We start from the raw sequence: 14,022 nt of genomic DNA, 5'->3' as shown, positions 1-14,022 counted from the left end.
GGTTCACTGGCCACCCCTACCTTGTAGCCCCATGAGCTGGAGGTACCGGGCCAACGCGACACTCGAAGGCCTGACGGGATACACACTGACGCGCAAGCTGGGCAAGCAGCCGCCGAAGCCGCCGCCCCCGCCCAAGGTGCCGCTGGAGTTGCAGCGGCTGCCGGACGACGCGGTCAGGCCGCCCATCGATCCCGCGCACGACCGGTTGTTGCGCGAGCCCGTCTTCCTGCTGTCGTCGGTACGGTCCGGCTCCACGCTGCTGCGCGTGATGCTCAACAGCCACTCCCAGATCCACTCGCCGATCGAGACGCACTTCAGGCGGGTGAGCGTGGGTCTGGGCACCGACCCCGTACGCCAGGCCATGGGCCTGCTCGGCCACACCCACAGCGACATCGAGCACCTCGTCTGGGACCGTCTGCTGCACCGCGAGCTGATCCGCAGCGGCAAGCCGATCATGGCCGAGAAGACGCCCAGCAACGTCTTCGCCTGGCGGCGCCTGGCGACCTGCTGGCCGGACGCGCGCTTCATCTTCCTGCTGCGCCACCCCATGTCGATCGTGCAGTCCTGGCACGAGGCCGACCCGGTCAAGCGGCCCATGACCGAGGCCGTGCCCCGCACGCTGGCCTACATGACCTACCTGGAGGAGGCCCGCACCCACCTGGAGGGCCTGACGCTGCGCTACGAGGAACTCGTCGCCGACCCCGAGGCCCAGTTGCGCAGGCTCTGCCTGTTCCTGGGCGTCGAGTTCGAGCCCGTGATGCTGGAGTACGGCAAGAAGGACCACGGCGGCTTCGTCAAGGGCATCGGCGACTGGCGGGACAAGATCCGCACCGGCACGGTCGTCGCCGGCCGCCCGCTGCCCTCACCCGAGCAGATCCCCACCGAGCTGCACGAGATCTGCAGGACATGGGACTATCTCCAGTGACACGGTTGCGGGGCTGTGACAGAGTTCGCTTTCGATTTGCCCGCCATTCGCCCGCGTCTCCGATATGTTGCCCTTCGTGATCAACGGGCCCTCGCGCCGTGCTCTATTTGCCGGTACCCTCGCCGGCCTCGCCATGCCTACGGCAGTGTCCGCGACACTGCCCGCGCGTGCCGGGGCCACCGTCCGCCGTGGCAGCCTGCCCACGCGGCCGAACATCCTGCTCATCCTGGCCGACGACCTGGGATGGGGGGAGATCGGCAGCAACGGGCAGCGCCTGATCAGCACTCCGAACCTGGACCGGCTGGCGGCCGAGGGCGTGCAGTTCAAGACCGCGTACTCGGGGGCGCCGCTCTGCGCGCCCGCGCGCTGCGCGCTGCTCACCGGCCTGCACGCCGGGCACGGCACCGTGCGCGACAACCCGGAGGGCGGGCCGCAACTCGCGCTCACCGAGGCGGACGTGACCTTCGCCGAGGTCCTGCAGCTGTCCGGCTACCGGACCGCCTGCATCGGCAAGTGGGGCTTCGGCCCCGAGGTCGCCGACAACGTCTCGCACCCGAACGCGCGCGGCTTCGACGAGTTCTTCGGCTATATCGGCCACCGGCACGCCCACCAGTACTTTCCCAAGTACCTGTGGCACAACGGGCAGAAGGTGCAGCTCGACGGCAGCTCGTACGCGCCGCACCTGTTCAGGGAGCGGGCGGTCGAGTTCATCAACGCCGACAGCGACAAGCCGTTCCTGCTGTACTACGCCAGCATCCTGCCGCACTCTCCCAGCGTCGTCCCCGGCAACGACGCGGGCAAGTACGAGGACAAGCCCTGGAGCGGTCCGAACCGCCGCCACGCCGCCCAGGTGGCCAGGCTCGACACCGACGTCGCCGCGCTCATCAGGGCGCTGCGCGACGCGGACGTGGACAAGGACACCCTCGTGCTGTTCACCAGCGACAACGGGCCGCACAGGGAGAAGGGCGTGACGCCCTGGCTGTTCGACTCCAACGGGCCCTTGCGGGCCGACAAGCGCGACGTCTACGAGGGCGGCATCCGCGTCCCGATGATCGCCTGGTCGCCCGGCCTGCGGCCCAGGGTGGAGCGGCAGCCGGTGGCGTTCTGGGACATCCTGCCGACGTTCGCGGACCTGGCGGAGGTGCCGGTGCCGGCCAACCTCGACGGCCTGTCCTTCCGCGGCCTGCTCACCGGTGACGGCGCGCCCAAGCACAAGCACCTGGTGTGGAACCGGCCACGCAAGGCCCAGGCCATTCGCCGCGGCCGGTGGAAGGTCGTCAGGTTCTCGCCGAACATCGAAGGGGCGGGGCCCGAGGGCCGGGTCGAGCTGTACGACCTGACCGACGACCCCGGTGAGAGCCGCGATGAGGCGGCCAAGAGGCCCGAGCTGGCCCAGGAGTTGCTGGACCTGCTCGACAGCTCGATCGGGCCCGACCCGCGCAACCCGTACGGGCTGCGGACCGAGCTGACCGGGGACCAGATCGTGGTGAGCCTGCACAACGGCTCCTCCGTGCCCTGGCGTCAGGTCCGGCTCGGCCTTGACGGCCGGCGGCGGGCGCGGGCGGCCACGGTGCCGCGCGTGGACCCGGGCATGGCCGTCTCGGTCGGCTTCCCGGTGCCGTCGTCCGGCGGGGTCACGGCGCGGGCCGAGTTCAAGGCGGACGGCAGGTCGCACGTCTTCCGCCGGGCGCATCGCGGGAGCACCGCGATCTCGCGGGAGGCGCTGAGCAACTGACCGGTCCGCACGCCGCCTGGTTGCCCCCGGGAACCAGGCGGCGTGCTCGCGTCTCCAGCCTCACCAGACCCTGTTTCACCCGCGTTAACACCAGTCCTCAGGGAAGCGTCACTTGGACGGGACTACACCCTGATGACAAACTGTGATGACATAGCTACGGAAAGTTGGCAGTCTGGTAGACGGGACTTTCCGGTGAAGAGGGGGAAACAGATGGATCTGGTGACCCGTGCCGAGTGGCACGCCAAGAAGCCGACCGCCGCGTACGTCAAGCTCTCGTCCACCAAGGGCGTGAAGATCCACTACACGGGCGGGAAGGTGCCCGCGGACCTCGCCGAGGACGGCAACCACGACCGCTGCGTCGACCTGGTCCGGGACATCCAGCGCATGCACATGTCAGGGGGCCGCGGCGAGCGGTACATCGACCTCGGCTACAGCATGGTGTGCTGCCCCCACGGCAACACGTTCATGGGCCGCGGCCCGAACCACCTGCCGGCCGCCAACGGCGCGGGCCTCAACTCCGGCCACTACGCGGTCCTCGCCCTGGTCGGCAGCTCGGGCCTGACCGAGCCCAACGACAAGATGCTCAACGCCCTGGTCGACGCCATCGAATACCTGCGCGAGCACGGCGACGCGGGCCGCGAGGTCAAAGGACACCGCGACGGCTACGACACCTCGTGCCCCGGCGACCCGCTCTACCGCTGGGTCAAGGCCGGGGCCGAGCGTCCCTAGCCCGGGGTCCTCAGGCGAGGCGGCCGACGTGCGCCAGGGCCTGCTTCAGCAGCACGCCCTGGCCGCCCGCCATCTCCTGCTGCACCAGCGGCGAGGACGCCTCCTCCGGGGTGAACCACACCAGGTCCAGCGCGTCCTGCCGGGGCCGGCAGTCACCGGCGACCGGCACGATGTAGGCCAGCGAGACCGCGTGCTGGCGCGGGTCGTGGTAGGGCGTGACACCGGGCGTGGGGAAGTACTCGGCGACGGTGAACGGCTGCGGGGAGACGGGGATGCGGGGGAGCGCCACCGCGCCGAGGTCCTTCTCCAGGTGGCGCATGAGCGCGTCGCGGATCCGCTCGTGGTGCAGCACCCGTCCCGAGACCAGCGCCCTGCTGACCGCGCCGTCAGGCGAGATGCGCAGCAACAGCCCGACGTGGGTGACCACGCCGGTCTCATCGACGCGCACCGGCACCGCGTCGATGTAGAGGATCGGCATGCGGCCCCGCACCGATTCCAGTTCTTCCGGTGCGAGCCAAGCAGGCGTGGTTTCGGTCTTTTCGGTCATGCTGCTGATCGTACGGCCCAGGGGCTCACGGGCGTACCTGAGTCCGGTCAACCGGGTTTCGCCCCGCCACCCAGGCCGCCGTGCAGATGAACAGCACGATGGCGAGGAAGGGCAGATAGTCGATGATCTTCGGCTTCATGTCAGGTCACGCTCCGCTCTCTCTTTCGCCAGCCGCCTGCGTTGCGGCTGCACGGTGTACCGGGGATCGTTCGCCGACTCCATGCCGGCCTGGAAGATCCCGAACCTGGTGCACGCCGACCCGGCCAGCAGGGCCGCGCCCGCCGCCATGGCCGCGATCCTGCTGCGCCGGCCGGCGGTGATCCCCGCCACCGCGCCGGCCAGGGCCAGCACCTCGCCGAAGCGCAGCAGCTTGTTGCGCTTGAGCGGCTCGGCCAGCGCGCCCAGCCGGCGCTCCATCCGGGCGGCGGCCGCGCACTCCACGGCCGCGCCCAGCAGCGCGGCCCGCCGGGCCGGCGCCGCCTCCGACAGCGGCGCGGCCAGCATGCCGAGCCCGCCCGCCGCTGCCGCCGACGAACCGGCGAACAGGAACGGCATCTCGCGGAAGCCCTCGTGCCAGGCCGGCACGGCGGTGTCGCAGATCAGCGCTGCCGTGTACGTCGCCACCGCAGTCCCGCTCACCCCGGCCCCCACGGTCGCGGCCCGGCCAAGCCCCGGGAACAGCCCGCTGACGTCGGTGGCCGCGGCGGCGCCGGCCTGCGGCCCGTACGCGCTCAGGATCCACGTGCCGACGCTCATCGGCGAGGTGACCTTGAACACCCGCAACATGTTGAGGAACCGGGACGGGCGGCCCAGGTCGTGGATCAGCGCGTACAACGAGCCGCCCAGCGCGCACATCGCGCCGACCTTGCTCACCCGGGCCAGGCGGGGCCTGCCGGTCAGCTCGGCGGCGGCGGCCAGCGTGGACGACGCGCCCGCCAGGCCGCCCAGGAACAGGTAACCGGCGATGTCGTGCGCCTGCCACGGCGGCTCGTTGAGCACCGGGCGCCCGTAGTAGGAGTCGAAGTCCGCCTTGGGCACCATCAGCCGTTCGCGCCTGCGGCCCGCCGAGCCCGGCGTGGCCTCCCGCTCGCCGCGCAACCCGGCCGAGCCGTCCATGCGCACATCGGTCTGACTCGCCGGTTCAGTGATCATTTGCGTCCCCCGTACCACGCGGTGGCGGCCACTCCGGCGAGCAGGGCGAGGGCCGCGACCCCCACGTGCCGCCACATCGACGGCAGGTCCCTGGTGGTCACCACCGGATCGGGCGGCAGGCCGTACACCTCGGGCTCGTCCAGCAGCAGGAACATCGCGCCGGTCCCGCCCACGCCGTCGTTCGGGTCGTGGCCGTACAGGCGGGCGGAGGTCGTCCCGGCCGCGTGCACCTGATCGAGGCGGCGCTCGGCCCGCTCCCGCAACTCATCCAGGTCGCCGAACTGGATGGAGTCCGTCGGGCACGTCTTGGCGCAGGCCGGCTCCTCCCCGGCGCCCAGCCGGTCGTAACACATCGTGCACTTGGCCGCCAGGCCGCTCTCCTCCCGCTTGCCGATCACCCCGAACGGGCAGGCGGGCACGCAGTAGCCGCAACCGTTGCAGATGTCCTCCTGCACCACGACCGTGCCGAACTCGGTGCGGAACAACGACCCCGTCGGGCACACGTCCAGGCAGGCCGCGTGCGTGCAGTGCTTGCACACGTCGGAGGCCATCAGCCAGCGGAAGTCCATGTCGCCGACGCCGGACTCCTGGTGCCCGAGGGGCTTGCGCTGCTCGACGAACGCCACGTGCCGCCAGGTGTCGGCGCTGAGCCCTACGGTGTTGTCGTAGGACCAGCCGGTGAAGTCCAGGCCGTCGTCGGGGACGTGGTTCCACTCCTTGCACGCCACCTCGCACGCCTTGCAGCCGATGCAGATGCTGGTGTCGGTGAAGAAGCCCACCCTGCGGCTCTGGTCGAGCTGTTCCTCCAGGTCGAAGGCCACGGCTCACGCCTCCATTCCGGTGCTCGCGTCCACTCCGGCACGCTGCTGGTAGGACCTGACCAGCTCGGGCAGCGCGGGCCCGCGTGGCCGCCGCCCCGGGCGGATGTCCGCCGACAGGGCCTTGACCTCCTGGATGTGGGAGTTGGGGTCCAGCGAGATCGCCGACAACTCGTTGGCCGCGTCGCCCTTGGCCAGCCCGTTCGGGCCGAAGTGGAAGGGCAGCCCGATCTGGTGCAGCACTCGGCCGTCCAGGTGCAGCGACGGCATCCGGTCGGTGACCAGCACCCTGGCCTCGATCGCGTTGCGCGCCGTGACGATCGTGGCCCAGTCGCCGTGCACGAGGCCCCGCTCGGCCGCCAGCGCGGGCGAGACCTCGCAGAACATCTCCGGCTGCAACTCCGCCAGATACGGCGTGAACCGGCTCATCCCGCCCGCCGTGAAATGCTCGGTCAGCCGGTACGTCGTCACCACGTACGGGTACACCGAGGCCCCCGGCTCGTTCCCGCTGGGCTGGTAGCGGTTGTCCGCATGCTCGTAGACCTTGCGCACCGGGTTGCGCTGCTGCCCGTACAGCGGGTTGGCCACCGGCGAGTCCTGCGGCTCGTAGTGCGTGGGCAGCGGCCCGTCCACCACCCCCGCCGGGGCGAACAACCAGCCCTTGCCGTCGGCCTGCATGATGAACGGGTCGATGCCCGACAACGCGTCCACCCCGGCGGCGTCGGGGGCGGGCCGGTAGCCGGGGCTCTTGCCGGCCTCGAAGTCGGGCACGTCGTGGCCCGTCCACTCGCCGGCCCCGGCGTCCCACCAGACCAGCCGCTTGCGTTCGCTCCACGGGCTGCCGTCCGGCCTGGCCGAGGCCCGGTTGTACAACACGCGCCGGTTCGCGGGCCAGGCCCACGCCCATTCGGCGGCGATCCAGTCCTGCTCGGTCCCGGGTTTGCGGCGGGCGGCCTGGTTGACGCCGTCGGCGTACACGCCGCAGTAGATCCAGCAGCCGCAGGCGGTGGAGCCGTCGTCCTTCAGCTCGCCGTAGCCGGACAGGGGCCGACCCTGCGCGTCCCAGCCGTTGATCTCGGCCAGCACCGCCTCCGCCGACGGCTCGGCCGTCTCGCCGTGCACCGGATAGTCCCAGGTCAGGTTGAGCACGGGAGCGTCGGCCGGGTCCTGCGAGCCGGCCAGCTTCTCCCGGATGATGCGGCCCAGGTGGTACATGAACCACAGGTCGCTGCGGGCGTCCCCCTGCGGCTCGACGGCCTGGTGGTGCCACTGCAGCAGCCGGTTGGTGTTGGTGAAGCTGCCGTTCTTCTCGGTGTGGCAGGCAGCGGGCAGGAAGAACACCTCGGTGCCGATGTCGGCGGTGCGCAGCTCGCCGGACTCGATCTCCGGGCCGTCCTGCCACCAGGTGGCGCTCTCGATCAGGTTGAAGTCGCGCACCACCAGCCATTCGAGGTTGGCCATGCCCAGGCGCTGCATCCTGGCGTTGGCCGAGCCGACCGCCGGGTTCTCTCCGAGCAGGAAGTAGCCCTTGACGGTGCCCTCCAGCTGCGCGATCACGGTGTCGTACGTGCTGTGCGAGCCCGTCAGCCGCGGCAACCAGCCGAACCGGTAGTCGTTGTCCTCCCGCGCGGCCTCGCCCCACCACGCCTTGAGCAGGCTGGTCAGGTAGGCGGGCATGTTGGCCCAGAAGCCCTGCTGCGGCGCGTCGCCCCGCAGGAAGTCGCACAGCCGCTCGTGCTCGTGCGCGTACGGCATCGGGATGTAGCCGGGCAGCAGGTTGAACAGGGTCGGTATGTCGCTGGAGCCCTGGATGCTGGCGTGCCCGCGCAGCGCCTGGATGCCGCCGCCGGGCCGGCCGATGTTGCCCAGCAGCAGTTGCAGGATGCTCGCCGCCCGGATGAACTGCGAGCCGTCGCTGTGCTGCGTCCAGCCGACCGCGTAGACGAACTCGGCGGTCCGCTCCGGCCCCGAGTTCTCGGTCAGGTGGCGGCACACCTCCTCGAACAGGTGCCGCGGCACCCCGCACACCCGCTCGACCATCTCCGGCGTGTAGCGGGCGTAGTGGCGGCGCAGCACCTGCAGCACGCAGCGGGGATGGCGCAGCGTCTCGTCCCGCTCCGGCCGGCCCTCCAGCGGCACCCCGGTGCCGCCCTGCACCTCGGTGCGGCCGGGCGGGGCGCCGCCACCCCGCTGCCCGTACTGCTGGTCACGCGCGCCGGATGCGGGGGCCGCCGTCATGCCCTCGTACTGCCAGGAGCCCACGTCGTAGGCGCGGGACCCGGGGTCGAAGCCGGAGAACAGCCCGTCCAGGTCCTCGGCGCCCCGGTAGTCCTCGCGCAGGATCGTGGCCGCGTTGGTGTAGTTGACGACGTACTCGCGGAAGTACAGCTCGTTCTCCAGCACGTGGTTGACGATCGCGCCGAGGAAGGCCACGTCGGAGCCGGCCCGGATGGGCACGTGCAGGTCGGCCAGCGCACTGGTACGGGTGAAGCGCGGATCCACGTGGATGACCACCGCGCCGCGCGCCTTGGCCTCCATCACCCACTGGAAGCCCACCGGATGCGCCTCGGCGAAGTTCGAGCCCTGGATGAGCACGCAGTCGGAGTGCTGCAGGTCCTGCAGGAACGTGGTCGCCCCGCCCCGCCCGAACGACGTGCCCAGCCCCACCACGGTGGAGCTGTGACAGACGCGGGCCTGGTTCTCGATCTGCACCACGCCCAGCGCCGTCAGCATCTTCTTGATGAGGTAGTTCTCCTCGTTGTCCAGCGTCGCGCCGCCCAGGCTGGCGATGCCCATGGTGCGGGCGGTGCGCATGCCGTCGCGCTCCTGCTCCCACGTCTCGCGCCGGGTCGCGATGACCCGGTCGGCGATCATGTCCATGGCCGTGTCCAGGTCGAGCGGCTGCCAGTCCGCCCCGCCCGGCGGCCGGTAGAGCACCTCCTGCCGGCGGCCCGCGTCGGTGGTGAGCTGGAGGCTGGCCGCGCCCTTCGGGCACAACCTGCCGCGGCTGATGGGAGAGTCGGGGTCGCCCTCGATCTGGACGACCCGCTCGTCGCGTACGTACACGTTCTGCGCGCAGCCCACCGCGCAGTACGGGCACACCGACTTCACCACCCGGTCGGCCGTGCTGGTGCGCGCCCGCAACGCCTCGGTCCTGGCCGACTTCGCCGCCGGGCCCCGCCCCGTACGGTCCCCGCCGGTGAGCTGCCGCAGCAGCGGCCACCGCAAATCCATGACACCCCCCGATGCCCCCGGCCCGAGTCCTGCCCGGCTCAAGCTGGGGGAAACCGGCAGGTCAGAGGGGGTCGGAAGATGTCCGCAGACAGTGCGGTCAGAACACCCGGGAGGCCGCCTCGTCCCAGGCGGCGCGGTCACCCGCGGGCTCGTAGCGGCGCAGCGGCTGCGAGGAGGCGACCAGCGCCCGCATCTCCGCCAGGTCGGAGACCAGCCCGGCCGCCCGCGCCTGCACCAGCACGTTGCCGAACGTCGTCGCCTCGCCGGGACCCGCCACCACCGGCAGCCCGCAGGCGTCGGCGGTGAACTGGCACAGCAGCTCGTTGCGCGACCCGCCGCCCACCAGATGGACCACCTCGACCTCGCGCCCCGACAACTCCATCGCCTGCCGCACGGCCAGCCGGTGCCCGAGCGCCAGGCTCTCCAGCACGCACCGCACGAACGCGGCGGGGGAGGAGGGCGGGAGCTGCCCGGTGCGGCGGCACTCGGCGGCGATCCTGGCCGGCATGTCGCCCGGCGGCAGGAACAGCGGCTCGTCGGGGTTCACCACGGCGGCGAAGGGCCGCTCGCCGGCCGCCGCCTTCAGCAGGTCGCCCAGGTCCGAGCCGGGCCAGGCGCGCAGGCACTCCTGCAGCAGCCACAGGCCCATGACGTTGCGCAGGTAGCGGACGGTGCCGTCGATGCCGGCCTCGTTGGTGAAGTTCGCCGCGCGGCTCTCCGGCGTGAGCACCGGGCCCGGCAGCTCCACCCCGGCCAGCGACCACGTGCCGCACGAGACGTAGGCGAAGGCGGAGCCCGTGGCGGGCACCGCGGCCACCGCCGAGGCCGTGTCGTGCGAGCCCACCGCCCGCACGGGCGCCGACCAGCCGATCTCCGCGGCGACGTCCCTGCGCAGGCCGCCGACCGCGTCGCCGGGCTGGCGCAGCTCGGGGAAGATCCCGGCGGGCAGCCCGAGCTGCTTGATCAGCGGCAGCGCCCACGACCGGGTACGCACGTCGAGCAGGCCCGTCGTGGAGGCGTTGGTCACCTCGGCGCCCCGCTCGCCGGTCAGCCAGTAGCCGATCAGGTCGGGGATCAGCAACATCGCCGCCGCCCCGTCGAGCCGGTCGGCCAGCAACTGGTAGACGGTGTTGAACGGCAGCACCTGCAGCCCGGACACGTCGTACAGGGTCTCCGCGCCGACCGTGGCGGCCACCCGCGCGGCCACACCGCTCGTACGGTCGTCGCGGTAGTGCACCGGATTGCCCAGCATCGCGCCCGACTCGTCCAGCAGCGCGTAGTCCACCGCCCAGGAGTCGACGCCGATGGAGGAGACGGGGCCCGCGGCGCGCAGTCCCGTCAGGATCTCCCGGTAGAGGCCGAGTATGTCCCAGTAGAGGCGGTCGGCCACGCGTACCGGGCCGTTGGGGAAGCGGTGCGCCTCGGTCAGGGTCAGGCCGTCGCTCAGATCGGCCAGCATCACGCGCCCGCTGGAGGCGCCCAAATCGACGGCGGCGAAACGGCGGCTCACTGGGTTGACTCCCTGGCGACGAGTTCCGGCTGGAACATGATGTGCTGGTGGGCATGCGTGTCGGGGTTGTCGCACTCGTCCAGCAGCAGCTCGGTGGCGATCCGGCCGAGCTGGTAGGTGGGCTGCCGCATCGAGCTGAGCGACACGGTCGAGGCGGCGGCGAAGTCGATGTCGTCGTAACCCATCAGCGCCACCTCCTCCGGCACCCGCACCCCCGAGCGCAACAGGGCGCGCAGCACGCCGAGCGCGAGCAGGTCGTTGGCGCAGAAGACGGCCTCGGGCAGGCCGCCCGCGATCAGGTCGGCCGCCGCCTTCTCACCGGCGCGGGCCGTCATCGTCGCTGCCTCTGCCACCCGCAGGTCCTCGGGGTCGAGGCCCGCCCCCCGCATCGCGGCCTTGGCGCCCTCCCGGCGCTCCACGCACTGCCTGATGGTCAGCGGGCCCGTCACGTACGCGACGCTGCGCGCGCCGCCGGCCAGCAGGTGCGCCACGGCGGCCCGGCCGCCCGCCACGTCGTCCACGGCGACCGCGCACTGGTCGGGCCGGTGCGCCGGATGGTCGACCAGCACCACGCTGATGCCGTGCTCGCGCAGCCGGTCCAGCCTGGCGGGGTCCTCGCCCGACGGCGTGATCAGCACGCCGCGCACCCGGTGCTCGGCCAGCACCCGCAGGTTGCGGTCCTCCTTGTCCTGCGAGCCGGCCGAGTTGCCCAGGATCACGGCGTAGCCGAGCTCGCTGGCCACGTCCTCGACCCCGGCGGCGACCTCGGTGAAGAACGGGTTGCCGATGTCGATCACGCTCAGGCCGATCGTCCTGCTGTACCCGGCGCGCAGCGTCGAGGCCGAGCCATGGCGGACGAACCCCAACTCGTTGATGGCCGCCTCCACACGCTCCCGCGTGGAGGGGGCGACTTTGCCGGGCCGGTTCAGTACGTTGGAGACCGTGCCTGGGGAGACGCCGGCGTGCGCGGCGACGTCCTTGATGCTGACCATGGCCATGAAGACAAATTAAAACGTACTAACGGACACTGCGCCAGTCGCGGGGCCGGTGGGTGTGCGGTTTCGCCTCGATGCCGCCGTGGAGGGGTTCCTGGCGTCCGCGCCTGACGTAAAACGTTCTATTCGGACATGCGCTCATGATCAGGGCTTCCGGCGTAGGGTTCGCCGTGCACGTGCACATCTGCGCCTGGCGAGGGGGACCCCGGTTCTCTCCTGCGTGAGGAGCGGCAATCCCGGGCTGAGCAGCGCAAAGGCCGTACCGGGCGGAGAAAGGTCTTGTGCGTCCGTGGGGAGGAACGTTTTAATCCCCGGGTAAACGCAGGCGTAACAGGCTGTGAGCGCTAACAGGAATCTTGAAAGGCAGGCTTCATGCCGGATGTCATCGCGTACGGCGGGGACTGGAATCCCGAGCAGTGGCCCGAGGAGACGTGGGAACAGGACGTCGCGCTGATGCGCGAGGCCGGCGTCAACCGGGTCAGCGTCGGGATCTTCTCCTGGTCGCTGCTCGAACCCGTCGAGGGCGTCTTCGACTTCGGCTGGTTCGACCGGGTGATGGACCTGCTGGCCGCGAACGGGATCGGCGCCAACCTGGCCACCCCCACCGCCTCCCCGCCGCCGTGGTTTGCCGACTCCTACCCCGAGGCGCTGCCGGTGGACGCCGACGGCCGGCTCCTGCACCACGGCAGCAGGCAGGGCTTCTGCCCCAGCTCGCCGATCTACCGCGAGAAGGCGCTGCGCATCGCCGAGCAGGTCGCCCTGCGCTACCGGGAGCACCCGGCGCTGGTCATGTGGCATGTGCACAACGAGTACGGCTGCCACAACGCGCGTTGCTACTGCGACACCTCGGCGGCGGCCTTCCGCGCCTGGCTGCGCACCCACTACTCCTCCCTGGACGCGCTCAACGACGCGTGGGGCACCGCGTTCTGGTCCCAGCGCTACAGCGACTGGGCGCAGATCCTGCCGCCGCGCGCCACGCCCAGCTTCCCCAACCCGGGCCAGCAACTCGACTACCGCAGGTTCAGCTCCGACGCGCTGGTCGAGCTGTACGTCGCCGAGCGCGACCTGCTCAGGCAGATCACCCCGGACGTGCCCGCCACCACCAACCTGATGGCCGGCGCCCACTGGGACATGGACAACTGGGCCTTCGCCGCCGAACTGGACGTGGTCTCCACCGATCACTACCTGGTCGGCGCCCGCCCCGAGAAGCACATCGACCTGGCCTTCGCCGCCGACTACGCCCGCTCGCTGAACGGCGGCCGGCCCTGGCTGCTCATGGAGCACTCCAGCAGCGCGGTCAACTGGCAGCCGCGCAACCTCGCCAAGACCCCCGGCGAGCTGCGCCGCAACTCCCTGTCCCACCTGGCCAGGGGCGCCGACGGGATCATGTTCTTCCAGTGGCGGCAGTCCAGGGCCGGCGCCGAGAAGTGGCACTCGGCGATGGTGCCGCACGCCGGCACCGACACCAAGATCTGGCGCGAGGTCGTCGCGCTCGGCGCGGAGCTGGCCGGGCTCGCCGACGTGGCGGGCAGCCGGGTCACCGCCGACGTCGCGCTGCTCATCGACCACTCCAGCGTGTGGGCGCAGGACCACCCCGCCCAGCCCACCGCCGAGCTGGACCCGGTGGAGGAGGCCAAGCGCTGGCACGCCGCGCTCTGGCGGGCCGGCGTCACCTGCGACGTCGTCCATCCCGAACTGGACCTGACCGGTTACCGCCTGGTCGTGGTGCCCCAGCTGTACCTGGTGAGCGACGCCGGGGCGGCCAACCTGGAGGAGTTCGCCCGGCAGGGCGGGGTCGTGGTGGTGGGTCCGTACAGCGGGATCGTGGACGAGCACGATCGGGTGCGGCTGGGCGGGTATCCCGGGGCCTGGCGGGACCTGCTCGGGGTGACCGTCGAGGAGTTCTTCCCGCTGGAGGGGGCGATCCGGCTGGCCTCGGGCGCTTCTGCGGGCGTCTGGAGCGAGGCGGCGCGGGCCACGACGGCGAAGGTGCTGGACACGTACCAGAGTGGCGAGCCCGCCTGGACGCGCAACGAGTTCGGTGACGGCATCGCGCACTACCTGACCACCAGGCTCGACGACGCCGCGCTCGCCGAGGTGCTGGCCACGGCGTGCCGGGAGGCGGAGGTGGAGCCGCCGGCCCGCAGCGTGCCGGGGGTTGAGGTGGTGCGCCGCTCCCACCCGGGCCGCTCCTTCCTGTTCGCGATCAACCACCTGTCCGAGCCTGCCGGCGTCACTCTCCGCACGGGCGAAACCGTCCCAGTGCCGGCCGGCGACGTGATCATCATCCCCGAATAGCTCCATTACGGCTCCGCGCGGGAGAGTCCTTCCGCCGCACGGGGCCGGGCTCTGTCCAGGGAGACGCTCCTCCGGTGGA

The 14,022-nt window shown here is 71.4% G+C and carries 10 protein-coding genes; 4 read left to right on the top strand and 6 right to left on the bottom strand.

The window, feature by feature from the left end:
- Positions 1–31 precede the first annotated feature (31 nt).
- The 3 genes from AB0I81_RS47360 (at position 32) to AB0I81_RS47350 (ending at position 3,389) form a co-directional block, all read left to right on the top strand.
- Positions 32–925, top strand: coding sequence for a sulfotransferase (locus AB0I81_RS47360; protein WP_360672581.1), 894 nt, complete (start codon positions 32–34; stop codon positions 923–925).
- Positions 926–1,058: 133 nt separating this feature from the next.
- A complete protein-coding gene (locus tag AB0I81_RS47355; RefSeq protein WP_360672578.1) occupies positions 1,059–2,660 on the top strand; it encodes an arylsulfatase in 1,602 nt (533 codons plus the stop codon).
- Positions 2,661–2,870: 210 nt separating this feature from the next.
- Positions 2,871–3,389 (top strand): peptidoglycan recognition family protein, encoded by a 519-nt coding sequence (locus AB0I81_RS47350; protein WP_360672575.1) that lies wholly within the window; start codon positions 2,871–2,873, stop codon positions 3,387–3,389.
- Positions 3,390–3,399: 10 nt separating this feature from the next.
- On the opposite strand, the gene AB0I81_RS47345 is transcribed toward AB0I81_RS47350, so the two are convergent.
- The 6 genes from AB0I81_RS47345 to AB0I81_RS47320 form a co-directional block, all read right to left on the bottom strand.
- Positions 3,400–3,936, bottom strand: coding sequence for an NUDIX hydrolase family protein (locus AB0I81_RS47345; protein WP_360672572.1), 537 nt, complete (start codon positions 3,934–3,936; stop codon positions 3,400–3,402).
- A 135-nt stretch (positions 3,937–4,071) separates the two neighbouring features.
- Positions 4,072–5,052: an NrfD/PsrC family molybdoenzyme membrane anchor subunit gene (nrfD, locus tag AB0I81_RS47340; RefSeq protein WP_360672935.1), complete on the bottom strand. Its 981-nt coding sequence runs from the start codon at positions 5,050–5,052 to the stop codon at positions 4,072–4,074.
- A 32-nt stretch (positions 5,053–5,084) separates the two neighbouring features.
- Positions 5,085–5,909 carry a 4Fe-4S dicluster domain-containing protein gene (locus AB0I81_RS47335; RefSeq protein WP_360672570.1) on the bottom strand — a complete coding sequence of 275 codons (825 nt, stop codon included), beginning with the start codon at positions 5,907–5,909 and terminating at the stop codon, positions 5,085–5,087.
- Positions 5,910–5,912: 3 nt separating this feature from the next.
- Complete coding sequence (fdh, locus tag AB0I81_RS47330) at positions 5,913–9,140, bottom strand: formate dehydrogenase (RefSeq protein ID WP_360672567.1); 3,228 nt, start codon at positions 9,138–9,140, stop codon at positions 5,913–5,915.
- A gap of 97 nt (positions 9,141–9,237) precedes the next feature.
- Entirely contained in the window at positions 9,238–10,599 is a 1,362-nt protein-coding gene (locus tag AB0I81_RS47325; RefSeq protein WP_360672932.1) for a rhamnulokinase family protein, read from the bottom strand.
- A gap of 47 nt (positions 10,600–10,646) precedes the next feature.
- Positions 10,647–11,648, bottom strand: a complete 1,002-nt coding sequence (locus tag AB0I81_RS47320; RefSeq protein WP_360672564.1) for a substrate-binding domain-containing protein — start codon at positions 11,646–11,648, stop codon at positions 10,647–10,649.
- 369 nt (positions 11,649–12,017) lie between these two features.
- On the opposite strand from AB0I81_RS47320, the gene AB0I81_RS47315 reads away from it, so the two are divergent.
- The gene (locus AB0I81_RS47315) at positions 12,018–13,943 is read left to right on the top strand and encodes a beta-galactosidase (protein WP_360672561.1); all 1,926 of its coding nucleotides are present in this window, start codon (positions 12,018–12,020) and stop codon (positions 13,941–13,943) included.
- The last annotated feature ends 79 nt before the right edge of the window (positions 13,944–14,022 follow it).

The sequence above is a fragment of the Nonomuraea sp. NPDC050404 genome (assembly GCF_040655495.1).
Taxonomy (GTDB): Bacteria; Actinomycetota; Actinomycetes; order Streptosporangiales; family Streptosporangiaceae; genus Nonomuraea.
This window is presented reverse-complemented; position numbering and strand designations above follow the sequence as displayed.